Source organism: Pengzhenrongella phosphoraccumulans (assembly GCF_045689905.1).
Classification (GTDB): Bacteria; Actinomycetota; Actinomycetes; order Actinomycetales; family Cellulomonadaceae; genus Pengzhenrongella; species Pengzhenrongella phosphoraccumulans.
The window spans coordinates 2,436,918-2,458,882 of record NZ_CP144210.1; the positions used below are offsets into that span (position 1 = coordinate 2,436,918).

The following is a 21,965-nucleotide window of genomic DNA, read 5'->3' on the forward strand; positions in this document are numbered from 1 at the left end:
CTCCACCGCTGCATGCAAGGGGGACGGAGTGGCCGAGATGAAGCCCGCGTCGCGCCGACCTCAGGCTGTCGTCACGCCACGCGGGTGCCGCGCGGCAGGGTGCGCTGCGGGATCGTGAGGCGGCGAACGGCGATCGCCAGTCCGGCCCCGCCGAGGAGCAGGTTCGCCGCCAGGCCCCACGGCCACACGACGCTCCGGTCGGGCTGGCGCTCCGCCACCGGGGACAACGGCGAAGCTTCCCAGCCGTCCACGCCGGGGTAGTTCCCGCTGCAGTAGTCCACCTCGCCGGACGGCCCGGTCCGCGCCTCGCGGACGGCCATACGAATCCCGCCGAGCGGGTCGAAGCTGTAGGTGGCCGCGTCACCGCGGGCCTCCGGGGCGGCGTCGGCCACGATGACGAACGGGTTGATGGCCAGCAGCCACCAGGTGCGTTCGGTGTGCCACTGCTGCTGGGTCTCGGTGGTCCACTCGCACGTGGGTGCGACGCCGGCCTCCCAGTTGAAGTCCGCCGGCACGCTCCACACGCGCACCTGGTCGTTGGACGAGATCGCGGGGAAGGTCAATCCGAAGACGATCGGGCTCAGCACGGTCAGCGACGCGACCGACAGGTAGGTGAGCACCGCCGAGCCGGACGGACGGGCGATGAGCGCGGAGAACCCGAGCCCGATCGCGCACACGACGGCCAGCAGGATCGCGAGCACCAGCAGGCACACGACCACCGAGAGGACCGGGGTCCCGCCGGCAAAGAGCGCCAGCACGAGAAACGGCACGCTCGTGCCGAGGAACGCCAGGGCGGCGGTCCAGGCCGCGAGCAGCTTGCCCACGGCGATCTCGGCCGGCGTCAGCAGCGTGACCTGGAGCGTCGCGAGCGTCCCGGCCGCGCGGTCGCCGTTGATCGACGTCGCGCTGAGCGTGGGGGAGACCAGCAGCCCGAGGAAGAGCACGAAGAACACGATGAGGCCGAAGATCGTCGGCCCCGCCGACGCGGCCGCGGCCACGACCGGATCCGACTGCAGCTCGGCGGTGCCGGACACCGCGGCGCTGGACACCGTGGGGCTCAGGCCGAACGCACGGTTCGCCGCCACCCACGTCAGCCAGGTGATCGCGCCCACGACGACGAACCACACCGCGAGCGCGACGATCCACCGGGTCGACCGGACCCGCTGGCGCAGGTCGAGCACGGCGACGGTCCGCACGCCGTGCCACGACAGTGCCCACGTCCCGCGCTGGCCGCCCGGGCGCGACGGTGTCGGGTCGGGTGCCGGGGTTGCGGCGGCCGGGTCCAGGGTCACGTCGGTGCTCATCGTCGTTCCTCCTCGAGCGCCAGGTACGCCTGCTCGAGCGCGCCGCCGGCGGGCGCGAGCGAGGTCACGGGCACGCCCGCGGCGATCGCGTCACGCAGCAGCGAGGCCGCACCGACCTCGCCGTCCACCTGGAGCAGCACGCCGCCGGGCCGGTCGACGTCGGTGCCGTCACCGCCTGGGGTCGGGCCGCCGGGCGGTCCGGCGCTCGTCAGCCCAGGTCCGCGCACGACGGCGTCGTCGTCGGGCAGCCAGGTCGCGCCGACGGCGCCGAGCCATGTGAGCAGGGTGGGGAGCGAGAGCGAGCGCAGCCGCCAGGTGCGCAGCGCCGCCTGTGCGGTGGCGACCTTCCCGGCCGAGACGGTCCGGCCGCGCGAGAGGAAGACCGCGTCGTCGGCCATCTCGTCGAGCTCGGTGAGCACGTGGCTGGAGACGAGCACGGCCTTGCCCTGCGAGGCGAGCAGCCGCAGCAGGATCCGCAGGTCGACGCGCGAGCGCGGGTCCAGGCCGCTGGCGGGCTCGTCGAGCAGCAGCACGTCGGGGTCGTGCACCAGGGCGCGGGCCAGCCCGAGGCGCTGCTTCTGCCCGCGCGAGAGCACGCTGGCGGGCCGGTCGGCGAACTCGGTGAGGTGCACGGTCTCGAGCAGCTCGGTCGCGCGGGCGGCGGCGCGCTCCCGCGGCAGCAGGTAGGCGGCAGCGAACGTGAGCAGGACCTCGCGCGCGGTCAGCGAGTCCCACGTGCCGAACGCGTCCGGCATCCAGCCCGTGCGGGCCCGCGCGGCCTGGCCCTGGGTCACGGGGTCGAAGCCGCCCACGCGCACCTGGCCGGCGTCGGGCACGAGCAGCCCCGCGAGGATGAGCAGCAGCGTCGTCTTGCCTGAGCCGTTCGGGCCCACGAGCGCCGTGACGGCACCGGCGCGGGCCTCGAGGTCGACGCCGTCGAGCGCGCGGACCGCACCGAACGCGCGGTGCACCCCTTGCGCGGACAGGCCGGGGACGGTCGAGATGGCCGGCGGGGCGTCGAGATCGCGCGAAGCGGGGGCGGCGTCGTCGCCGGTGATCGACATGCCCCGAACCTAGGGGTGCGCAGGTCCCGACCGTTAACCGCCTCGCCCGTCCGGGGGCCCCCGCGTGGTAGACCAGCGCCGTGCCCCCACGCCCCGCGACCCCGACCGCCGCGTGACGGCCGGCGGCCTGGAGCTCGCCACGGGCACGGTCCTGCTGCTCGTGCTCGCGGGCTTCCTCGCGGGCTGGGTCGACGCCGTCGTCGGCGGGGGCGGGCTGATCCAGCTCCCCGCGCTGCTGCTCGTGCCGGGGATGAGCCCGGTCGCAGCGCTCGCGACCAACAAGCTCGCCGGGATCATGGGCACCTCGGTGAGCGCGGTGACGTACTACCGGCGGGTGCAGCCCGACCTGCGGACCGCGGGGCCGATGGCGCTCGCCGCGCTCGGTGGCGCAGCGGGCGGCGCGGGCCTGGCCAGCGCGCTGCCGCCCGGGGTGTTCCGGCCGGTGATCCTCGTCGCGCTGATCCTGGTCGCGGTCTACACGGTCGCCCGGCCGAGCGTCGGGCGCGCCACCGACCTGCGCTGGACGGGCCGGCGGCACCTGGTCGCCGCGCTCGCGCTCGGCACCGCGATCGGGTTCTACGACGGCCTGCTGGGCCCGGGCACCGGGACCTTCCTCGTGATCGCGCTCGTGGCGGTGCTCGGCTACGCGTTCCTCGAGGCGTCGGCGAACGCGAAGATCGTCAACACCGCGACCAACCTCGGTGCGCTGATCGTCTTCAGCCTGCAGGGCGCCACGGTCTGGAAGCTCGGGTTGGTGGTCGGCGTGGCGAACATCGCCGGGGCGTACCTCGGGGCCCGGATGGCGGTCGCGCGCGGCAGCGGGTTCGTCCGGGTCATCTTCGTGGTGGTGGTCGGCGCGCTGATCGTCCGGCTCGGGTGGAGCCTGTTCGCCTGAGGCCGCCCCGACCCTGACCCTGACCCCGACCCCGTCCCCGTCCGCCGTCCGCGATATGAGCGGACCGACGTCCGAAGGGTGGACGGTCCTAGAATCGTCGAGCCCGTCCGACCGATGAACCTGGAGCTCGTCCCGTGGCCCTGATCGTGCAGAAGTACGGCGGTTCGTCCGTCGCCGACGCGTCCGCGATCAAACGCGTCGCCAAGCGGATCGCGGAGGCCAAACGCGCGGGCAACGACGTCGTCGTCGTCGTCTCGGCGATGGGGGACACCACGGACGAGCTGATCGAGCTCGCCAAGATGGTGACGCCGCTGCCGCCGTCGCGCGAGATGGACATCCTGCTCACCGCGGGGGAGCGCATCTCGATGTCGCTGCTCGCGATGGCGATCGCCAACCTCGGCGTCGAGGCGCAGTCGTTCACGGGCCAGCAGGCGGGCGTCATCACCGACACGACCCACGGCAAGGCGCGCATCATCGACGTCACGCCGAGCCGCATCCGCGCGACGCTCGACGCCGGCGCGGTCGCGATCGTCGCCGGGTTCCAGGGCGTCACGCAGTACACCAACGACGTCACGACGCTGGGGCGAGGGGGCTCGGACACGACCGCCGTCGCGCTCGCGGCCGCCCTGAAGGCGAACATCTGCGAGATCTACACCGACGTCGACGGCGTCTTCACGGCAGATCCGCGCATCGTGCCGAACGCGCGGCGGATCGAGCGGATCAGCTACGACGAGATGATGGAGATGGCCGCGAGCGGCGCCAAGGTGCTCGGCCTGCGGTGCGTCGAGTACGCGCGGCGCTACGGGGTGCCGGTGCGCGTGCGCTCCTCGTTCTCCGGGCTCGAGGGAACACTGGTCACGGACGAGATCGAGGGAGACGTACCCATGGAAGAGCCGATCATCTCGGGTGTCGCGCACGACCGTAGCGAGGCCAAGATCACGGTCGTCGGCGTGCCCGACGTCCCCGGCAAGGCCGCCCGGATCTTCGAGGTCGTCGCCGGCGCCGAGGTCAACATCGACATGATCGTGCAGAACGTCTCGGCCGCCGCCACGGGGCTGACGGACATCTCCTTCACGCTGCCCGCCACCGACGGCAAGCTCGCCATCGGCGCGCTCAAGGCCGCGCAGGCCGAGATCGGCTACGACTCGCTGCAGTACGACGACACCATCGGCAAGATCTCGCTGATCGGCGCGGGCATGCGCTCGCACCCCGGCGTCTCCGCCAAGCTGTTCTCGGCGCTGAGCGCGGCGGGCGTCAACATCGAGATGATCTCGACCTCCGAGATCCGGATCTCCGTGGTCACCCGGGCCGACCACCTCGACCACGCGGTGCGAGCGGTGCACCAAGCGTTCGACCTGGACGACTCCCAGACCGAGGCCGTCGTGTACGGCGGGACCGGACGATGAGCGGCCTGCGGATCGGCGTCGTCGGCGCGACCGGGCAGGTCGGCGCCGTCATGCGCGCTCTGCTCGCCGAGCGCGACTTCCCCGTCGAGTCCATCCGGTTCTTCGCCTCGGCCCGTTCGGCGGGCACGACGCTGCCCTGGAAGGGGACGGACGTCGTCGTCGAGGACGCCGCGCTCGCGGACCCGACCGGGCTGGACATCGCGCTGTTCTCCGCCGGCGGCGCGACGTCGAAGGTGCAGGCACCGCGGTTCGCGGCCGCGGGCGTCGTCGTGATCGACAACTCCTCCGCGTGGCGCATGGACCCCGACGTCCCGCTCGTCGTCGCCGAGGTCAACCCCGACGCGGCCCGCGCGCCGCGCAAGGGCATCATCGCCAACCCGAACTGCACCACGATGGCCGCGATGCCGGTCCTCAAGGTGCTGCACGACGAGGCCGGGCTGACCCGGCTCATCGTCAGCACCTACCAGGCCGTGTCGGGCAGCGGGCTCGCGGGCGCCGCGGAGCTCGCCGACCAGGTGCGCGCGGTGGTCGCCGGCGGCGTCCCCCTCGAGGCCCTCGTGCACGACGGCGGAGCGCTCACCTTCCCGGCGCCCGTCAAGTACGTCGCGCCGATCGCGTTCAACGTGGTGCCGCTGGCCGGCAACCTGGTCGACGACGGGCTGTTCGAGACCGACGAGGAGAAGAAGCTCCGCGACGAGAGCCGCAAGATCCTCGACCTGCCGGGGCTGCTGGTCTCGGGCACCTGCGTGCGCGTGCCGGTGTTCACCGGGCACTCGCTGTCGATCAACGCGGAGTTCGCCCGGCCGCTGTCCGTCGAACGGGCGCTCGAGCTGCTGGCCGGGGCGCCGGGCGTCGAGCTGTCGGACGTGCCCACCCCGCAGCAGGCCGCCGGTGCGGACCCGAGCTTCGTCGGTCGGCTGCGGCAGGACCCCGGGGTGCCCGACGGGCGCGGCCTCGCCCTGTTCGTGACGAACGACAACCTCCGCAAGGGCGCCGCGCTCAACGCGGTCCAGATCGCCGAGCTCCTGATCCCGGCGATGAGCCGCCCCTAGCCCGGTTCAGCGCCCGCCCGCCCTCAGCGAGCGAACCAGGCGCCCTTCTCGGGGTTCTCCCGGTAGGCCAGCGCCTGGTCGATGCGCGTGCGGGACGACGGCGCCAGCGGGGCGGGCAGGGCGTCGGGAGCGAACCAGCCGACGGCGGTCGACTCGTCGTCGCCCACCCACGGGTCGCCACCCACCGCGCGGCACAGGAACGTGAGGTCGAGGTACTGCGCGCGGTCGCCGTTCTCGTACAGCACCGTCTCGGTGTCCGACGAGACGGACGCCAGGCCCTCGACGACGGCGACGACCCCGGTCTCCTCGAGCACCTCGCGCACCGCGGCGCGCGCGGGCTGCTCACCGGGCTCGAGGATCCCGCTGACCACGGCCCACAGCCCGTTGTCGGAGCGGCGCCCCAGCAGCAGGCGGCCGTCCTCGTGCACGACGACGGCGCTGACCCCCGGCATCCACAGCAGCTCGGTGCCGACGAGGGTGCGCAGCTGAAGGACGAAGTCGGGGGTCGGCATACGTCCGAGCGTACGTGCGCCCCTGCGGGCAACGGCCAGGGGCCCCGCACGGCCGGTGGCACACTGGCCGCCTCCGGCCGTCGTGCAGGGCACCGCACCGCGCGATCCGCGGCGGAGACCCGAATGGCGACCAAGGAGCACCCATGGACACCGCGCTGGAAGGGACCTTCGCGCAGGTCCTTCGCCGCAACCCCGGCGAGGTGGAGTTTCACCAGGCGGTCCGTGAAGTGTTCGACAGCCTCGGCCCGGTGCTGCGCAAGAACCCCCGCTATGCGGACGCCGCCGTGCTGGAGCGGCTCTGCGAGCCCGAGCGGCAGATCATCTTCCGGGTGCCCTGGGTGGACGACGCCGGGCAGGTCCGGATCAACCGCGGCTTCCGCGTCGAGTACAACTCCGCGCTTGGACCGTTCAAGGGCGGGCTGCGGTTCCACTCGTCGGTGAACCTCGGGATCATCAAGTTCCTCGGCTTCGAGCAGGTCTTCAAGAACGCCCTCACCGGCATGCCGATCGGTGGCGGCAAGGGCGGATCCGACTTCGACCCGCACGGTCGCTCCGACGGCGAGGTGATGCGCTTCTGCCAGGCGTTCATGACCGAGCTGTACCGCCACATCGGGGAGTACACCGACGTCCCCGCCGGCGACATCGGGGTCGGCGGCCGGGAGATCGGCTACCTCTTCGGCCAGTACAAGCGGATCACCAACCGGTACGAGTCCGCCGTCCTGACCGGCAAGGGCCTCACCTGGGGCGGGTCGCTGGTGCGGACCGAGGCCACCGGCTACGGCGCCGTGCTCTTCGCCCAGGAGATGCTCAAGACCCGGGGCGAGTCGCTCGACGGGCGGCGGGTCGCGGTGTCCGGCGCGGGGAACGTGGCGATCTACGCGATCGAGAAGGCGCAGGCGCTCGGCGCCCGGGTCGTGACCTTCTCGGACTCCTCCGGCTACGTGGTCGACGAGGACGGGGTGGATCTCGACCTCCTCAAGGACATCAAGGAGGTCCGGCGGGGCCGGGTGGCCGACTACGTCGACCGGCGGCCGCGCGCGGAGCTGGTCACGGACGGCCGCATCTGGGACGTGCCGGTCGACGTCGCGCTGCCGTGCGCCACGCAGAACGAGCTCACCGAGGAGGACGCCAAGTCCCTCCTGCACGGCGGGGTGGTCGCTGTCGTCGAGGGCGCGAACATGCCCACCACCCCGGACGCCGTCGCGCTCCTGCAGGAGTCCGGGGTGCTCTTCGCCCCGGGCAAGGCCGCCAACGCGGGCGGCGTGGCGACCTCGGCCCTGGAGATGCAGCAGAACGCCTCGCGCGACTCGTGGACCTTCGAGTACACCGAGGCGCGGCTGGCCACGATCATGGTGTCCATCCACGACCGGTGCGCGGCCACGGCCGCCGAGTACGGCGATCCGGCGAATTACGTCCTCGGCGCCAACATCGCGGGGTTCCAGCGGGTCGCCGACACGATGCTCGCGCAGGGCATCGTGTAACCCACTGGCGCAGAACACGGGGCGCGTGACGGGCCCCGACAATGAGAAAAGGCCTCTGGCTCAGCGTTTCCGCTGGCCAGAGGCCTTTCCGCTCGTCGGGGTGGCGGGATTCGAACCCACGACCTCCTCGTCCCGAACGAGGCGCGCTACCAAGCTGCGCCACACCCCGATGAAGCGCCGTAAGGATAGCCGACTGGAGGGGATGCTAGGAAACGCGCGCTGGTTTTGGCTCAGCGCGCGACGAGCGTGAGGAGCGTCGCCTCGGGTCGACACGCGAACCGGACCGGTGCGTACGGCGAGGTTCCGAGGCCCGCGGACACGTGCAGCCAGGTCGATCGGGCGCCGTCGGGAGCGTCCGGACGCGCGCCCGGCCAGCCGTGCAGGCCCTTGGCCCGGCCGGTGTCCAGGTCGCAGTTCGTGACCAGCGCGCCGTAGAACGGCACCGCGAGCTGTCCGCCGTGCGTGTGCCCGGCGAGGATCAGGTCGGCGCCGTCGGACTGCATCTCGTCGAGGATGCGCCGGTAGGGCGCGTGCGTCACGCCCAGGCGCAGATCGATGCCCGACGGCGAATCGCCGTCGGGCAGGTCGCCATCGGGCTCAGGGAAGACGTCGCGATCGAGGTGCGGGTCGTCGACGCCCACCAGGGCGAGCCGGCGTCCGCCCGCGGTCAGGGTGTCGCGGCGGTTGTCGAGGTCCCGCCAGCCGGCGGCGGTCAGCTCGACGGCCAGCTCGCTCGCCGGGAGCTTGCCGGCCGGGAGGCGGTCGCTGCGCGCGTCGGGCAGGAGATACCGAGCCGGGTTCTTGCCCGAGGGCGCGTAGTAGTCGTTCGAGCCCATGACGAACGCCCCGGGCGTGTCCAGGAGGGGCTCCAGGGCGTGCAGGAGCGGCCCGAGCGCGTCGGGGTGGGCCATGTTGTCGCCGGTGTCGATGACGAGGTCAGGGCGCCAGCTGGCGAGGTCGCGGATCCAGTCGATCTTGCGGTGCTGGGACGGTACGAGATGCAGGTCGGACACGTGCAGCACCCGCAGCGGGTCCTGCCCTGGCGGCAGCACCGGGACGGTGACCTCCCGCAGGGCGTACCAGCGCACCTCGACGAGGCTCGCCCACGCGAGCGCGGCGGCACCGGCCGCGGCGAGGGTGCCGGCGGCGGTCAGGAGACGGGGCGGCATCGGGGCGGTCAGCCCTTGCCCTTGCCGCCGCCGTTGTTGCCGCCGCCGTTGTTGCCCCCGCCGTTGTTGTTACCGCCGCCACCCGGCGCCGCGGGGTCGACCACGGGCGCGGCCGGAGCGGGCGGCTGACCGTTCGAGAGCGTGAGCGCCACGAACGAACCCTTGGCCACCCGTGCCCCCGACGCGGGGGAGGTCGTGGCCACGCTGCCGGCCGGAGCGGTCGAGGGGACCTGATCCGGCGCGGTCGACACGTTGAAGCCCGCGTTCTTCAGGATCGCTCGGGCGTCTGCCTCGGACTTGCCGACGACGTTCGGCACGCCGACCTTGACACCGTCGATCTCGTTCGTGCCGGCCGCACCGAACGGCACGATAGGCATGCCCTCGCTCGCCGCATTCATGAACCGCTTCCAGGTCGGGCCGGCGACAGAGGAGCCGTAGACGTACTTGTAGTACTTGCCGTTGATCGTTGTGAACTGCACCGGGGTGAACCCCTCGGAGTAGCCGACCCACACGGCGGTCGCGAGCTGCGGGGTGTAGCCGACGAACCAGGTGTATTCGTTCCGCGACGTCGTCCCGGTCTTGCCTGCTGCGGGCCGGTCGAGCGCGCCCACGTCCTTGCCGGTGCCCTCGAACACGTGGCTCAGGGCGAAGTTCATCGCCGCGGCGATCCGAGGCTCGAGCGCCTGGCGGCAGTTGCTCGACGGCACGGGGATCTCGACGCCGGTCGTGTCGACGACCTTGGTGATCGCGATCGGCTCGCAGTACATCCCGTTCGCGGCGAAAGCGGCGAACGCGGCGGCCATGCTGAGTGGCGCGACCGGGTCGCTCCCGATGACGTTGGCGGCGCGGACGGGGTAGTCCTTGCCGTTCGGCATGTGGATGCCGAGCGACTTGGCGCCGTCGAAGACCGAGCAGAGGTTCACCTCGCTGGCCATCTTGATGTACCCGGAGTTGACCGAGTTCTTCGTCGCGTCGAGCACGCTCATGGTGCCGCCAGATCCCTCAGCGTTTCCGAACTTGTAGAGCTCGTTCCCGAGATTGGTGCACGGGGCGTTGAACTCGGTCAACTTGTACGGGCGCAGCTTCGCGTCGATGACCTCGTTGAGGCTGTGCCCCTCCTTGAGCCACTCGACGAGCGTGAACGGCTTGAACGTCGAGCCGGGCGCGAAACCGCCCGAGGATCCGTAGGCGCTGTCGGTGTTGTAGTTGACCGAGGTCTCGCGCGGGCCACCGGTCGTGGTGGGGTTGTAGGTCCGGTTCTGGGCCATCGACACGATCTTGCCGGTGCCCGGTTCGACCACGGAGATCGCCGAGGCGACCCCGGACGGGTCGTCCACGGGGATGCCCGCCTTGACCTGGTCGTCGGCGATCTGCTGCATGCGCGGGTCGAGCGTCGTGGTGATCGTCAGGCCACCGCGCAAGAGCCGCTGTTCGCGCTTCGTCGCGTCGTCGCCGAAGGCGGGGTTCTGGAGGATCACCTTGGTGACGTAGTCGCAGAAGTACCCGGAGCCGGCGATCGGGTTGGCCGCCATGCACCCGCGGCCGGTGGCCTGGACGTTGAGATAGCCGCCGTCGGCCACGCTGGTGAGCGGGGTGGCGATCCCGGCGTCGTACTCGGCCTGGCTGATCTTCTTCTGCTGCTTCATGACGTACAGCACGGTGTTGCGTCGGGTCGTGGAGTCCGCCGGGTTCTGGACCGGGTCCCACTTGGTGGGGCTCTGCGTGACGCCGGCGAGCGTGGCAGCCTCGAGGTAGTTCAGGTCCGAGGCGGGCTTGCTGAAGTAGTACTGCGCCGCGGCTTCGACGCCGTACACCGAGACACCGAACTGCGCGATGTTGAGGTAGCGGCCGAGGATCTCGTCCTTGGTGTACTTCGTCTCGATCGCGATGGCGAGCTTCGCCTCACGGAGCTTGCGGTTGAGACCCGCGTTGCCCGTCGCGACGCGGGCGGCGGCGATCCCCGCGGCCTTGGCCACGGGGTCGGTTTCGCGCGCGGCGGCCTCGATGAGGACGTTCTTCACGTACTGCTGCGTCAGCGTGGACGCGCCCTCGTTCGCGTTCGTGAACGCGGACTTGGCCGCGGCGCGCACGATCCCGGTCGGGTCGACGCCGCCGTGCTCGTAGAAGCGCTTGTCCTCGATCGCGATGACCGCGGTCTGCATGATGGGCGCGATCTTGTCGAGCGGGACCACGATCCGGTTCTCGGCGTAGAACGTCGCCAGCACCGTGGTGCCGTCGTTGGCCAGCACCGTGGACTTCTCCGACAGCGGCTGCTCCGCGAGCTCCGTGGGCAGGTCGGTGAAGACGTTGGTGGTCGCCTCCGCGAGCACGCTCGCCCCCGCCACGGCGGGCATCATCAGGCCGGCCGTAAGCACACCGCCGAGTCCGGCGATGAGGAGGAAGGCGAGGAGGAGAGCGAGCGCTTGGACCAGATTGACCTGGCGGCCACGGGCACGGGCAGGGTAAGCCATGGTCCTTAGAGTACGGGAGGACCTCGGCTCACCGACCGGCGGTTGATGGCGCCGTTCGCCCCGGGCAAACCGGACGTGTCGCCCAATCGGCGTACCAATATATGAGTAGGACTAGCGTCCAGGGCCGATCGTGGCGCATCCTAAGGTGTTCACGGGGCATAGGGGGCCAATGTGCGTGCAATGTTGCAGGACAAAAATTGGACAGCTAGCGGTGCGTGCCTGAATCTCGCGCCAGACGAGTTGTTCGTGCAGGGGGCTGCGCAGCGTTCCGCACGGGCAGTCTGCATGGGGTGCAAGGTCCGGCTCGAGTGTCTGTCGGACGCGCTGGACAACCGCGTCGAGTTCGGCGTGTGGGGCGGTATGACGGAACGGGAACGGCGAGCGCTGCTGCGACGTCGTCCGGAGATCGAGTCGTGGTACGACCTGCTGATCGTGGCGGGAGAGCCGGCGGATCCCGTGAAGTAGTCGAAGCTCCCGTCAGGCAGTCGGCGGGACTTAGGCTGCTGCCCATGGCAGCCACATGGGAGTACGCAACCGTTCCGCTCATCATTCACGCGACCAAGGCGATCCTCGATCAGTGGGGCGCCGACGGCTGGGAGCTCGTCCAGGTGATCCAGGGACCGGACTCCGGCCTGGTCGCCTACCTCAAGCGCGCGAAGAACGCCTGATGGGCGTGGTGGCAGCCCGGCTCGCTGAGCTCGGGCTGACCCTTCCTGCCGTCGCGGCACCGGTGGCGACCTACGTCCCGGCCGTGCAGTCGGGGAAGTACGTGTACACCTCGGGCCAGCTGCCCTTCGTCGACGGGGCGCTGGCCGAGGCGGGCAAGGTGGGCGACGGCGACGGGCTCGTTGCGCCCGCAGCCGCTGCCGGCTACGCCCGGACCGCGACGCTGAACGCGCTGGCCGCCATCGGCGACCTCATCGGCGATCTCGACAAGATCTCGCGCATCGTCAAGGTCACCGGCTACGTCGCGAGCGACCCGACATTCACCGGCCAGCCCAAGGTGGTCAACGGCGCGAGCGACCTTCTGGGCGAGATCTTCGGCCCCGCCGGCATCCACGCCCGCAGCGCGGTAGGCGTGGCCGTCCTCCCGTTGAACTCCCCGGTAGAGATAGAGCTCCTCGTAGAACTCCACTGACCCCTTACCCACCCCTGGCCCGCGAACTCGGAGGTTTGCCTCGAACTAGGACACCCGGGTGTCCTAGTTCAGAGGAAACCTCCGAGTTCGCGGGCTGTGTGGTGGCGGGAGGTGAGGTGGCGGCGGATTCTTGCCGTGAGGTGTTCCGGGTCTGTCAGGTCGGACCAGGTGATCCGCAGGATCTTCCAGCCCGCCTCCTCCAGCGCGTCCTGCCGCCGCTTCTCCGCGAAGACCGTCTCGGCGGCCGTCCCGCCGTCTCGGCTCGAGTACTTCACGAAGCCGTCGAACTCGATCCCCAGCTTTCGCTCGGTCCAGCCGAGGTCGATCCGGTACGTCCCGGTCGCCGTCGGGACCTCGATCTGCAGCTCGGGTCGCGGCAGTCCCGCCTGCACGACGACGAAGCGCACGAGAGTCTCGCCCGGCGACTCGGCACGCGCGTCGGTGAGCGCGAGGACGGTCCGGGCCCGGCGCACGCCGCGGTGCCCGGTGAGCGGCCCGAGCCGGTCGACCAGCCGGTCCAGGTCGAGCCCGCCGTGCAGCGCCGAGTCGGCGATCACGAGCCCGCGATCGAGGGGCAGCGCCATCGCGCAGTCGAGCACCGTCCGCTCGAGGCTGGTGACGGGCAGGCCGCCACGTCGGGTCCGGTCGGCCGTCGGCAGTGCGGCGCAGTGCCGCCGGACGTCGCGGTCGGTCCGACCGTTCTGCGGGTACAGCTGCGTGAGATCGGTCCGGCCGGACAGTCGCACGACGGCGAGGTCCCAGATCAGCGCCGCTGACTCGTGGCTGAACCACATCGGCGTCGTGAGCTGGGCGGCGAGCGCGGCGATCCGCCGTCGGGCCTCCCGCTGGCGGTCGATCGCCGCCCCCGCGCTCGGCTCGACCGGGTGGTAGGCGCCGCGACGAGTGCGCCGGAGCCGGCCGGCCAGGACGTCGTCGCGCAGGGCGGCGGGCTCGACGTCCCGGGCGAGCACCAGCCGCGCGAGGTCGCCCGCCGACGCGAGGGGAGGCGGAGGCTCCGGCACGGGAGAGTCGCCGGACAACCGGTCAGGAAGCGATGCGGAGGTCCCCATGCCTCCCGACCCTGGCCCGCCGGCGCCCCGCCACCCACCGCCCGCAGCCCCCTGTGGACAACCACCCCCGATCCCTCCCCTGGGGTCGGGCGAACAAACGCCCCGCGAACTCGGAGGTTTACCTCGAACTAGGACACCTGGGTGTACGAGTTCGGCGCAAACCTCCGAGTTCGCGGGGCGTTCTCGGGGGTGGGGGAGGGGAGGGGAGGGGGGCGGGTTACCTGGCTCGGCGTTCCAGGCGGTCTACGTCTAGCAGGACTACCGCGCGGCCTTCTCGGCGGACCCAGCCGCGGGCGGCGAAGTCGGCCAGGGCCTTGTTGACCGTCTCGCGGCTCGCGCCGACGAGCTGTGCGAGCTCCTCCTGGGTCAGGTCGTGCGCGACGCGCAGGCCGTCGTCGACCGGCTCACCGAATCGCGTCGACAGGTCGAGCAGCGCCTTGGCCACGCGCCCGGGCACGTCGGAGAACACCAGGTCGGCCAGCGCCTCGTTGGTGCGTCGGAGCCGTCGGGCGAGCGCCTGGAGCAGGTGCTTGGCGACGGTGGGGTTCGTCTGCAGCCACGCGACCAGGTCCTGGTGGCCGAGCTCCTGCACCCGAGCGTCCGCCACCACGGTGGCGGTCGCGGTCCGCGGGCCCGGGTCGAACAGCGAGAGCTCGCCGAACATCTCGCCGGGGCCGAGCACCGCGAGCAGGTTCTCGCGTCCGTCGTTCGATCGTCGCCCGAGCTTGATCTTCCCGCGCTCGATCACATAGAGCCGATCCCCGCGCTCACCTTCGTGGAAGAGGACCTCGCCGCGGGCGGCGTCGAGCGGCGTCAACGACGCCTGCAGCACCCGCGTCTGGTCTCGATCCATGTCGGCAAACAGAGGGGCCGAGAGCACAATGTCGTCGTCCACGTCTGTCCTCACCGTCGCCTGCCGTCACATCCGGCTGACAGTCTGCCCCATCGCGACCGTCACCAGTTTTCGCGGTGGCCCTCCAGGCACGCGGCAGGGTCGACGACGAGCTGGCGAATGTACTCGGCGGTCGCGCCGACGAGCGCCTCGCTGACCGTCGACTCGTAGCTCGCGAGCCGGCGGTCCAGGGCGCGCAGCTCTCCGAGCCGGTCCAGCTCGCGCTCGGGGAGGCCATCGAGCACGGCGTTCGCGAGCTCGACGTCGTCGGGCAGGTCGCGTTCGATGTCGATCGGCAGCACCCCGGCGGCGTCCTGGCCGAGGGGATCGGGCAGCACCGCGGACGCGACCGCGAGGTCGATGCGCGCGCGCACCAGTCGTCGCCAGTGCTGGATCCGGGTCCGCTCGAGGCGGAGAGCCCAGCGAGATGAGCGCACATCAGACCGGGCCGAAGCCGCAGTCTGGGTGAATCGGCGCACTGGGTCCTCCGTCAGAGAAATGCCGCGATGGGCGACAGCGCACGAGCTGTCGCTACTACCGGTTATTCGGTCCTGACGTGCATCGACTTGAGTCATGGCCTGCGCGATCACCCGATGGTCACCCAAGGGGAGCAGCGGGACGTAGGCTGCCCGGCGTGGCACGAACCGGCAAAGACCCCGAATCCCACCTTGCCCTGGTTCGGCGCGCGCGCCGCATCAATCGCGAGCTCGGACTGCGTTATCCCGATGCCCACTGCGAGCTGGACTTCACCTCACCGCTCGAGCTGCTCGTCGCCACGGTGCTGTCCGCGCAGTGCACTGACAAGCGCGTCAACCTCGTGACGCCCGAACTTTTCGCCCGCTACCCCGACGCGATCAGCTACGCCGGCGCCGACCGCGCCGAGCTCGAGGACCTCATCCGTTCGACAGGATTCTTCCGGGCGAAGTCCGAGTCGCTGCTCGGGATCGGGCGCGCGCTGACCGAGCGGTTCGACGGTGAGGTGCCCCGCAGGCTCGCCGACCTCGTGACTCTTCCGGGGGTCGGGCGCAAGACGGCCAACGTGGTCCTCGGCAACGCGTTCGGCATCCCCGGCATCACCGTGGACACCCACGTCGGTCGCCTCGCGCGCCGGCTCGAGCTCACGGCCGACGACGACCCGATCAAGGTCGAGCGCGACCTGGCCGACCTCATCGAGCGCCGGGAGTGGACCCTGCTGTCGCACCGGCTGATCTTCCACGGCCGGCGCACCTGCTTCGCGCGCAACCCGGCGTGCGGGGCGTGCCCGATCGCCCGGGACTGCCCGTCCGCCGGCATCGGCGAGAGTGATCCCGTGCGAGCTGCGGCGATGATCAAGGAGTCGTGACCGACCCCGGGGTCACAGGCTCGAGGTGACCGGCGCGACCTCGGCGAGCCAGGAGCGCAGGATCGCCGTCACCCGCACCGGGGCCTCCTCGGGCAAGAAGTGTCCCGCCCCGGCCACCAGCTGGAACCGGTGCTGGGAACCGACGAGGTTCGACTCGCCCGCCCGCAGCGCGACGCGACCGGCCGACAGGCAGCGGTCCTCCTCGCCGTGCAGCTGCAGGGTGGGGATGTCCGTCGGAGCCCGCATCGCCGCCAGGTACCGGCGTCCGTCCAGGCGCGGCGTCGAACGCACGAGCCACCGCATCTGCTCCATCGCGCTGTGCGCCGCGAACGGGACGCGGGCCGCGGCGCGGTAGGTGCCGAGGGTCTCGGCATCGAGCCATCCCGGCGCGCCCCACTCGCGCAGGACGCGCGCGACCAGGTCGGACCGCGTCAGCGCTCTTTCCGGCAGGTAGGGCAGCTGGAAGAACGCAAGGTGGCGCGCGGTCGCCGGGCGCAGGCTGCCGCCGAAACGGGCGTGCACGTGCAACGGGTGCGGCATGGACAGGGCAGCGATCGCCTGGGTCACGCCCGGCTGCAGGGCCGGCATCGACCACGCGACCGCACCGCCGATCCCGTGCCCGACGACGATCGCACGGTCGGCCCCGAGGGACCGGATCAGCCCGGCGACGTCGCGGGTCAGGGTCGGCACGTCGTAACCCTGCGGAGGCTTGTCGGACGCGCCCGAGCCGCGCATGTCCATCGCCGCGACCCGGTAGCCGGCGTCGGCCAGGGCCTCGATCTGGTGGCGCCAGGCCCACCAGAACTGGGGGAAACCATGCAGCAGCACGACCAGCGGGGCCTCGCGGTCGTCCGGCCCCGCCATCGCCACATGGAAGCGCGCGGCGTTGGCGGGCACGAACTGGTGACGCCAGGGCCCAGCCAGCAGCACGGCGCTCGAGTCGACGTTCACGCGGGCGAACCTACCGGGTGGAGGGCCCCGCCCCCGAATATCAGGAGACCGCGCCGAGGCCGGCGCCGCCCGAGACGGACTCGAGCGTCGGCTCGTGGCGCTCTTTCGGCGGGTCGAACCGGTAGCCCACGTTGCGCACGGTGCCGATGAGCTGGTCGTGCTCGGAACCGAGCTTGGCGCGCAGGCGCCGGACGTGGACGTCGACGGTCCGGGTGCCGCCGTAGTAGTCGTAGCCCCAGACCTCCTGCAGCAGCTGGGCGCGCGTGAACACGCGCCCCGGGTGCTGCACGAGGTACTTGATGAGCTCGAACTCTTTGTAGGTCAGGTCCAGCGGCCGGCCGCGCACGCGTGCGCTGTAGCCGCCCGCGTCGATCGTGAGCTCGCCGGCGGAGATCTCCTGGGGACCGCTCTCGAACCCGGCGCTGGCGGAGCGCTCCATGGCGAGCCGGAACCGGGCCTCGACCTCGGCCGGGGACGCCGTCTCGAGCAGGAGATCATCGACGCCCCAGTCAGCCTTGACGACCGTCAGCCCACCCTCGGTGAGCACCAGCACGAGCGGGACGTCCAGGCCCGTGGCGCGCAGCAGACGGCAGGTCGTGCGCGCGGCGACGAGGTCGCGGCGCGCGTCGAGGAGCACGATGTCGGAATCGGGTGCGTCCACGAGCGCCGACGGCTCGATGGGCAGTACGCGGATGCGGTGGGACAGCAGACCCAGGGCTGGAAGCACCTGCGCTGACCCGCCCGCCGTGGCCGTGAGAAGCAGCAGATCTGCCACCAGGGGTCCCCCTCGGAGTGCTAAGCGGCTCAGTTTAGCGCGAGCGGCGCCCCGACACGGCCGCGCCGTGGAATCTGCGACACTCTCCGGTGTGCTCGGCACCCTCCCCTTTCCCCTGCCCCGGGTTCACCGCATCCGGATCCGGACGGTGGACTGCTGATGGACGTCTCGACCCGCGCGGTCTCGACGGCCGCCGTCGCCACCCTCCTGGCGGTCACTGCCTACCTCGGTGAGCTGCCGCTGATCGCGCTCGCCCTGGTGCTCATCGTGGCGTTCTCCGTCGGCTGGCCGTCCCTGCTGAACCTGCCCGTGCGACTGGGCCCGTCGATCGTGATCGGCGTCGGCGGGATCGGTTCTGTCGTGGCCGTGGCCCTGACCCTGGGTGAGCCGTTCCTGCGGGACCTGCCGCTGCTGATCGCGCTGGCGATCGTGCTCGCGTTCGTCAACGAGCTGGCCCGGCGCGACGGGCGCGAGCGGCTCGTCGAGTCCGTCTCCGGCGTCGTCGCCGGCGTGATCGTCGCCGCGTCCGTCGCCGGCTGGGTCGCCGCGGGGCGCACGACGGGTGGCATTCCGCTCGTCGTGACCGGCGCCGTCGCGCTGGCGATCGGGTCGGCCGTCGCGGCCCTGCCGCTCGCCGGCTGGGTGGGTGCGACGGCAACGCTCGCGGCCGCCGCGGGTGCGGGCGCCGGGATCGGTCTGATCGTCCCGGGGATCCACCCCGAGGTCGGCGGCCTGATCGGTCTCGCCGTCGGCATCCTCATCGCCGCCCTGATCGAGCTTTTCAGCGGGCTGGAGTCGCTCAGCCGCCGCTGGGCGTCGATCGCGGCGCTCATCCTGCCGGTGACTGTGACCGGCATCCTCGTCTACGTCGTCGGCCGCGTCCTCGTCGGGTAGTACCCGAGTCAGCTAGAACAACGGTCGGCTAGAACAACGGTCGGCTAGAACAACGGTCGGCTAGAACAACGGTCGGCTAGTAGACGAGCGCCTGGACCCCGGGCGCGAGGACCTCTTCGACGAAGCTCGCGGCCCCCGCGATCCGCACCCCCGGCACGACGTCGTCCGCGGTGATGCCTCGCCGGACGGCGCACTGGGTGCACAGCGTCACGGTGCCGGCGGCCAGCACCGCGTCGAGCAGCTCGTCCAGCGGCGCCGCGTGCTCGAGCACGAGCCCGGCGGCACGCCCCGGCAGCGCGAACCAGGCGGCCTCGCCCGTGAGCCACAGGCTCACCTCGGCGCCCGCGGCCACCGCGGTCGCGGCGACGGTGAACGCCTGGTTGCAGGCCTCGGGCCGGTCGGCGCCCGAGGTGGTCTTCACGACGAGGGAGCGAAAAGGGGTGCTCATTGCGCCAGCGTAGAGTTTTCCACTCGGTAAGATCACCGTCATGCATGCTCTCGAGTTCTTCTTCATCGGACTACTCGTGCTGGCGACCCTCTCGATCGGCGGGATCGCCGGTCTGGTCGTCTTCCGGCTCTACAAGGGTCAGCGCTGACCTCCGCCGCCTGACCGTCCGACGCGCGACCAGCGCGAGCAGCTCGGACAGATAGAGGTTTCACCATGCCGTTCGACCTTCCCGACGGCCTTGCCCCCGAGGTGTACCCGCTCGCGTGGCTGGTAGGACACTGGCGCGGCGAGGGCGTCGTCGGCTACCCCGGGATCGAGGAGTCGGCGTTCGTCCAGGACGTCCACATCGATCACGACGGCGGCCCGTACCTGCGGTACACCTCCACGATGCGGCTCGTCGTGGTCCCCGACGACCCGGCCGCCCTGATCGACGAGATCGTCCGCGAGGCCGCCGACGAGCCCGCCGTCGAGCCCGCCGGGGATCGCCTCGCCATCGAGGCCGGCCCCGTGTGGTCGACCGAGTCGGGGTACTGGCGCATCTCGCCCGAACGGCCCGACGAGCTCGGTGAGGGCCAGTTCCCGGTCGAGCTGCTGCTGGCCGACCCGGCCGGGCACCTCGCGCTGTACCTCGGCGTCGTCGGCAGCGGCCGGATCGAGCTCGCGAGCGACCTCATCGCGAGCACGTCGACCGCCGTCGACGTGTCCGCGGGAACGCGGCTGTACGGCCTGGTCCAGGGCGACCTGATGTGGGCGTGGGACCTCGCGGCGTTCGGCCAGCCCCTGCAGACCTACGCGTCCGCCCGGCTCGCCCGCGTGGAGGCCTGAGATGGCGCCGAGGCCTGAGATGGCGAGCCCGCTGCTCTCCCGTCACGGCGCGGTGCGCGGTTCCGGGCCCGACGCCGGCGTGGCGTGGCACTACGGCGACCCGACGGCCGAGCAGCGCGCGCTGCGGGCGGGCGGCGCCGTCGTCGACCTGTCGCACTACGGCGTGGTTCGCGTCGCCGGCCCCGACCGCCTCAGCTGGTTGAACTCGATCACCTCGCAGGACCTCACCGCGCTCGCGCCGGCCACGTCGACCGAGCTGCTCGTGCTCAGCCCGCAGGGCCACATCGAGCACGCGGCCGGCGTCGTCGACGACGGCGAGGCGACCTGGTTGATCACCGAGGGCGACCACGCCCCGACCCTCGCCGCGTGGCTCACCTCGATGAAGTTCATGCTCCGGGTCGAGGTCACCGACGCGACCGACGAGTGGGCCGTGCTCGGTGAGCCGGTCGACGCGGAGGGCGGTCCGGGTGAGCCCGTCACGTGGCGTGACCCGTGGCCGCGCACGCTGCCCGGCGGCACCCGCTACGGGCCCGACGACGTCGTTCACCCCGGCGCCGAGCGGCCGTGGCGGCTGGTCCTCGTCCCCCGGTCGGGCCTCGAGGCCGCGGTGGCGGAGCGGGAGGCGGCCGGCTGGCGGCTGGCCGGGACGTGGGCGAGCGAGGCGGCCCGGGTCGAGGCCTGGCGGCCCCGGCTCGCGTTCGAGGTCGACCACCGCTCGATCCCGCACGAGCTCGACTGGCTGCGCACCGCCGTGCACCTGCACAAGGGCTGCTACCGGGGTCAGGAGTCCGTCGCGCGCGTGCACAACATGGGTCGGCCGCCGCGCCGCCTGGTGATGCTGCACCTCGACGGGTCGGGACACCTGCTGCCGCTCGCCGGCGCCGACGTCCGCGCGGGCGAGCGTGTGGTCGGGACTGTCACTTCGGTCGCCCGGCACCACGAGCTCGGACCGATCGCGCTGGCGGTCCTCAAGCGGTCCGTGCCCGAGGACATCGACCTCCAGGTCGACTGCGAGGGCGGCGCGGTGGCGGCCGGGCAGGAAGTCATCGTCGCGGGTGAGGGCGTCTCGGCGGACCGGCCGGAGGCCCGCGGGCCCGTGGCGCGTGGGCTGGGACACCACCCGAGCCTGTGATGGCGCAGGTCCCCGCCCCGCGGACGGCCTCGAGCCGGGCCCGGGTCGTCCTGGACGCCCGCGCCCGCCAGGGCTGGGCGCGCGTGCGCACGTCGTTCGTGCCGGTGCTCCAGGCGAGCGTCGCGGCGGGGATCTCGTTCGGCGTCGCGCGCTACGCGCTCGGTCACCACTACCCCTTCTTCGCGCCCGTCTCGGCCTGGGTCGCGCTGGGGTTCAGTGCCGACCGTCAGGTCCGGCGGGTCGCCGAGCTCGCGATCGGGGTGGCCGTCGGGGTTGCCGCCGGAGACCTGTTCGTGCACCTCATGGGCTCGGGCTGGTGGCAGATCGCCGTCGTGCTCGCGGTCGCGGGGCTGGTCGGTCGGTTCATCGACCGCGGCGTCCTGCTGACCACGCAGGCCGGCGTGCAGGCGATCGTCATCGTCGGGCTGCCGGCCGCGGTGCTGACCGACGGGCCGGTCGGCCGGTGGACCGACGCGCTGGTCGGCGGCGGGGTCGCGCTGCTCGTCGCCACGCTCGGCTCCACCGACCCTCGGCGTCGACCGCGCGAGGCGGCGCGCGCCGCGATGCACGAGATGGCGGCGATGCTGCGCAGCCTCGCGACCGGGCTGCGGTCGGACGACCCGGCCGGGGCGGAGGACTCCCTCGTGCGCGGCCGGTCGGCCGAGCCCGCGTTCGCGGACTGGCGCACCAACGCCGCCAGTGCGCGGGACATCGCGCGGGTCTCGCCCGGCTGGATCCGGTACCGCGACGAGCTCACGGCGCTCCAGGAGGCGGGGGCCAAGGCCGACCACGCGATGCGGAACGCGCGCGTCCTGGCCCGGCGCGCGATCGCGGTGCTCGGCACCGGGCGCGAGCTCGGCCCGCTGGCGGAGCTTGTCGACGACCTCGCCGACGCCTCCGTCGAGATCGCCGTGTCGTTCGGCACCGACCTGCCCCTCGACCGCGTCCGGGCGAACCTGCTCGCGCTCGCAGCCCGCACGGATCCGTTCGCGCTCGCGCCCGAGGACTGGCAGGCGCAGAGCCTGGTGCTGCTGCTGCGCTCGCTGGTGGTCGACCTGCTCGAGGTCGCCGGCGTCGATCCCGCCACCGCCCGGGAGCAGCTGCCTGAGTTCTGACGCCCAGGTGCGTACAGCGCGTTCTGGCG

At 72.0% G+C, this 21,965-nt stretch carries 23 protein-coding genes and 1 tRNA gene; 12 read left to right on the forward strand and 12 right to left on the reverse strand.

Going from position 1 to position 21,965, the window contains the following annotated elements:
• Positions 1-71: 71 nt before the first annotated feature.
• Together VTA80_RS11235 and VTA80_RS11240 are read right to left on the reverse strand one after the other, a co-directional pair.
• Positions 72-1,304: an ABC transporter permease gene (locus VTA80_RS11235; RefSeq protein ID WP_407345587.1), complete on the reverse strand. Its 1,233-nt coding sequence runs from the start codon at positions 1,302-1,304 to the stop codon at positions 72-74.
• Positions 1,301-2,368, reverse strand: a complete 1,068-nt coding sequence (locus VTA80_RS11240) for an ABC transporter ATP-binding protein (protein WP_407345588.1) — start codon at positions 2,366-2,368, stop codon at positions 1,301-1,303. Before VTA80_RS11240 ends, VTA80_RS11235 begins: the two co-directional genes overlap by 4 nt.
• Before the next feature lie 112 nt (positions 2,369-2,480).
• On the opposite strand from VTA80_RS11240, the gene VTA80_RS11245 reads away from it, so the two are divergent.
• From VTA80_RS11245 to VTA80_RS11255, 3 genes are all read left to right on the forward strand, one after another.
• Positions 2,481-3,263, forward strand: coding sequence for a TSUP family transporter (locus tag VTA80_RS11245; protein ID WP_407345751.1), 783 nt, complete (start codon positions 2,481-2,483; stop codon positions 3,261-3,263).
• Positions 3,264-3,397: 134 nt separating this feature from the next.
• The gene (locus VTA80_RS11250) at positions 3,398-4,669 is read left to right on the forward strand and encodes an aspartate kinase (RefSeq protein ID WP_407345589.1); all 1,272 of its coding nucleotides are present in this window, start codon (positions 3,398-3,400) and stop codon (positions 4,667-4,669) included.
• Positions 4,666-5,721: an aspartate-semialdehyde dehydrogenase gene (locus tag VTA80_RS11255; protein ID WP_407345591.1), complete on the forward strand. Its 1,056-nt coding sequence runs from the start codon at positions 4,666-4,668 to the stop codon at positions 5,719-5,721. The genes VTA80_RS11250 and VTA80_RS11255 overlap by 4 nt, the downstream gene beginning before the upstream one ends.
• Positions 5,722-5,744: 23 nt before the next feature.
• Here VTA80_RS11255 and VTA80_RS11260 read toward each other — a convergent pair whose 3' ends face one another.
• Complete coding sequence (locus VTA80_RS11260) at positions 5,745-6,233, reverse strand: NUDIX hydrolase (RefSeq protein ID WP_407345593.1); 489 nt, start codon at positions 6,231-6,233, stop codon at positions 5,745-5,747.
• A 143-nt stretch (positions 6,234-6,376) separates the two neighbouring features.
• Between VTA80_RS11260 and gdhA the strand changes: the two genes are divergently transcribed.
• Positions 6,377-7,714 carry an NADP-specific glutamate dehydrogenase gene (gdhA, locus tag VTA80_RS11265; RefSeq protein WP_407345595.1) on the forward strand — a complete coding sequence of 446 codons (1,338 nt, stop codon included), beginning with the start codon at positions 6,377-6,379 and terminating at the stop codon, positions 7,712-7,714.
• 95 nt (positions 7,715-7,809) lie between these two features.
• Here gdhA and VTA80_RS11270 read toward each other — a convergent pair.
• The 3 genes from VTA80_RS11270 to VTA80_RS11280 all read right to left on the reverse strand — a co-directional run bounded on the left by VTA80_RS11270 (position 7,810) and on the right by VTA80_RS11280 (position 11,354).
• Positions 7,810-7,883: transfer RNA gene (locus VTA80_RS11270), tRNA-Pro, on the reverse strand.
• 61 nt (positions 7,884-7,944) lie between these two features.
• Positions 7,945-8,883, reverse strand: a complete 939-nt coding sequence (locus tag VTA80_RS11275) for a metallophosphoesterase (RefSeq protein ID WP_407345597.1) — start codon at positions 8,881-8,883, stop codon at positions 7,945-7,947.
• Between the two features lie 8 nt (positions 8,884-8,891).
• Positions 8,892-11,354: a penicillin-binding protein gene (locus VTA80_RS11280; RefSeq protein WP_407345598.1), complete on the reverse strand. Its 2,463-nt coding sequence runs from the start codon at positions 11,352-11,354 to the stop codon at positions 8,892-8,894.
• A 180-nt stretch (positions 11,355-11,534) separates the two neighbouring features.
• Between VTA80_RS11280 and VTA80_RS11285 the strand changes: the two genes are divergently transcribed.
• The 3 genes from VTA80_RS11285 to VTA80_RS11295 are packed head-to-tail and all read left to right on the forward strand — an operon-like array spanning position 11,535 to position 12,492.
• On the forward strand, positions 11,535-11,819 hold the full coding sequence (locus VTA80_RS11285) for a WhiB family transcriptional regulator (RefSeq protein ID WP_407345600.1): 285 nt from the start codon (positions 11,535-11,537) through the stop codon (positions 11,817-11,819).
• Positions 11,820-11,863: 44 nt separating this feature from the next.
• Complete coding sequence (locus VTA80_RS11290; protein ID WP_407345601.1) at positions 11,864-12,022, forward strand: hypothetical protein; 159 nt, start codon at positions 11,864-11,866, stop codon at positions 12,020-12,022.
• The gene (locus VTA80_RS11295; protein WP_407345602.1) at positions 12,022-12,492 is read left to right on the forward strand and encodes a RidA family protein; all 471 of its coding nucleotides are present in this window, start codon (positions 12,022-12,024) and stop codon (positions 12,490-12,492) included. Before VTA80_RS11290 ends, VTA80_RS11295 begins: the two co-directional genes overlap by 1 nt.
• A gap of 68 nt (positions 12,493-12,560) precedes the next feature.
• Here VTA80_RS11295 and VTA80_RS11300 read toward each other — a convergent pair whose 3' ends face one another.
• From VTA80_RS11300 to VTA80_RS11310, 3 genes are all read right to left on the reverse strand, one after another.
• Positions 12,561-13,514, reverse strand: coding sequence for a hypothetical protein (locus tag VTA80_RS11300; RefSeq protein WP_407345604.1), 954 nt, complete (start codon positions 13,512-13,514; stop codon positions 12,561-12,563).
• A 265-nt stretch (positions 13,515-13,779) separates the two neighbouring features.
• Positions 13,780-14,457, reverse strand: a complete 678-nt coding sequence (locus VTA80_RS11305) for a Crp/Fnr family transcriptional regulator (protein ID WP_407345605.1) — start codon at positions 14,455-14,457, stop codon at positions 13,780-13,782.
• A gap of 59 nt (positions 14,458-14,516) precedes the next feature.
• The gene (locus VTA80_RS11310; RefSeq protein WP_407345606.1) at positions 14,517-14,828 is read right to left on the reverse strand and encodes a hypothetical protein; all 312 of its coding nucleotides are present in this window, start codon (positions 14,826-14,828) and stop codon (positions 14,517-14,519) included.
• 251 nt (positions 14,829-15,079) lie between these two features.
• Here VTA80_RS11310 and nth point away from each other — a divergent pair, with 251 nt between their 5' ends.
• The gene (gene nth, locus VTA80_RS11315) at positions 15,080-15,796 is read left to right on the forward strand and encodes an endonuclease III (protein ID WP_407345752.1); all 717 of its coding nucleotides are present in this window, start codon (positions 15,080-15,082) and stop codon (positions 15,794-15,796) included.
• Between the two features lie 12 nt (positions 15,797-15,808).
• On the opposite strand, the gene VTA80_RS11320 is transcribed toward nth, so the two are convergent.
• Both VTA80_RS11320 and VTA80_RS11325 read right to left on the reverse strand, forming a co-directional pair.
• Positions 15,809-16,747 (reverse strand): alpha/beta fold hydrolase, encoded by a 939-nt coding sequence (locus VTA80_RS11320; protein WP_407345608.1) that lies wholly within the window; start codon positions 16,745-16,747, stop codon positions 15,809-15,811.
• A gap of 40 nt (positions 16,748-16,787) precedes the next feature.
• Positions 16,788-17,522, reverse strand: coding sequence for a winged helix-turn-helix domain-containing protein (locus VTA80_RS11325; RefSeq protein ID WP_407345609.1), 735 nt, complete (start codon positions 17,520-17,522; stop codon positions 16,788-16,790).
• Between the two features lie 159 nt (positions 17,523-17,681).
• Between VTA80_RS11325 and VTA80_RS11330 the strand changes: the two genes are divergently transcribed.
• Positions 17,682-18,416, forward strand: coding sequence for a hypothetical protein (locus VTA80_RS11330; protein WP_407345610.1), 735 nt, complete (start codon positions 17,682-17,684; stop codon positions 18,414-18,416).
• Between the two features lie 76 nt (positions 18,417-18,492).
• On the opposite strand, the gene VTA80_RS11335 is transcribed toward VTA80_RS11330, so the two are convergent.
• Positions 18,493-18,864: a DsrE family protein gene (locus VTA80_RS11335; protein WP_407345611.1), complete on the reverse strand. Its 372-nt coding sequence runs from the start codon at positions 18,862-18,864 to the stop codon at positions 18,493-18,495.
• A gap of 213 nt (positions 18,865-19,077) precedes the next feature.
• On the opposite strand from VTA80_RS11335, the gene VTA80_RS11340 reads away from it, so the two are divergent.
• The 3 genes from VTA80_RS11340 to VTA80_RS11350 are packed head-to-tail and all read left to right on the forward strand — an operon-like array spanning position 19,078 to position 21,936.
• Positions 19,078-19,689, forward strand: a complete 612-nt coding sequence (locus tag VTA80_RS11340; protein WP_407345612.1) for an FABP family protein — start codon at positions 19,078-19,080, stop codon at positions 19,687-19,689.
• 1 nt (position 19,690) lies between these two features.
• Entirely contained in the window at positions 19,691-20,821 is a 1,131-nt protein-coding gene (locus tag VTA80_RS11345; protein ID WP_407345613.1) for a YgfZ/GcvT domain-containing protein, read from the forward strand.
• On the forward strand, positions 20,821-21,936 hold the full coding sequence (locus VTA80_RS11350) for an FUSC family protein (RefSeq protein WP_407345614.1): 1,116 nt from the start codon (positions 20,821-20,823) through the stop codon (positions 21,934-21,936). Before VTA80_RS11345 ends, VTA80_RS11350 begins: the two co-directional genes overlap by 1 nt.
• Positions 21,937-21,965 lie beyond the last annotated feature (29 nt).

Bases quoted from the DNA above. Each gene is read 5' to 3' on its own strand.
- VTA80_RS11235 (WP_407345587.1), bottom strand. From the start codon at position 1,304: ATGAGCACCGACGTGACCCTGGACCCGGCCGCCGCAACCCCGGCACCC.
- VTA80_RS11240 (WP_407345588.1), bottom strand. From the start codon at position 2,368: ATGTCGATCACCGGCGACGACGCCGCCCCCGCTTCGCGCGATCTCGAC.
- VTA80_RS11255 (WP_407345591.1), top strand. From the start codon at position 4,666: ATGAGCGGCCTGCGGATCGGCGTCGTCGGCGCGACCGGGCAGGTCGGC.
- VTA80_RS11260 (WP_407345593.1), bottom strand. From the start codon at position 6,233: ATGCCGACCCCCGACTTCGTCCTTCAGCTGCGCACCCTCGTCGGCACC.
- gdhA (WP_407345595.1), top strand. From the start codon at position 6,377: ATGGACACCGCGCTGGAAGGGACCTTCGCGCAGGTCCTTCGCCGCAAC.
- VTA80_RS11275 (WP_407345597.1), bottom strand. From the start codon at position 8,883: ATGCCGCCCCGTCTCCTGACCGCCGCCGGCACCCTCGCCGCGGCCGGT.
- VTA80_RS11280 (WP_407345598.1), bottom strand. From the start codon at position 11,354: ATGGCTTACCCTGCCCGTGCCCGTGGCCGCCAGGTCAATCTGGTCCAA.
- VTA80_RS11285 (WP_407345600.1), top strand. From the start codon at position 11,535: ATGTTGCAGGACAAAAATTGGACAGCTAGCGGTGCGTGCCTGAATCTC.
- VTA80_RS11290 (WP_407345601.1), top strand. From the start codon at position 11,864: ATGGCAGCCACATGGGAGTACGCAACCGTTCCGCTCATCATTCACGCG.
- VTA80_RS11295 (WP_407345602.1), top strand. From the start codon at position 12,022: ATGGGCGTGGTGGCAGCCCGGCTCGCTGAGCTCGGGCTGACCCTTCCT.
- VTA80_RS11330 (WP_407345610.1), top strand. From the start codon at position 17,682: ATGGACGTCTCGACCCGCGCGGTCTCGACGGCCGCCGTCGCCACCCTC.
- VTA80_RS11335 (WP_407345611.1), bottom strand. From the start codon at position 18,864: ATGAGCACCCCTTTTCGCTCCCTCGTCGTGAAGACCACCTCGGGCGCC.
- VTA80_RS11340 (WP_407345612.1), top strand. From the start codon at position 19,078: ATGCCGTTCGACCTTCCCGACGGCCTTGCCCCCGAGGTGTACCCGCTC.
- VTA80_RS11345 (WP_407345613.1), top strand. From the start codon at position 19,691: ATGGCGCCGAGGCCTGAGATGGCGAGCCCGCTGCTCTCCCGTCACGGC.
- VTA80_RS11350 (WP_407345614.1), top strand. From the start codon at position 20,821: ATGGCGCAGGTCCCCGCCCCGCGGACGGCCTCGAGCCGGGCCCGGGTC.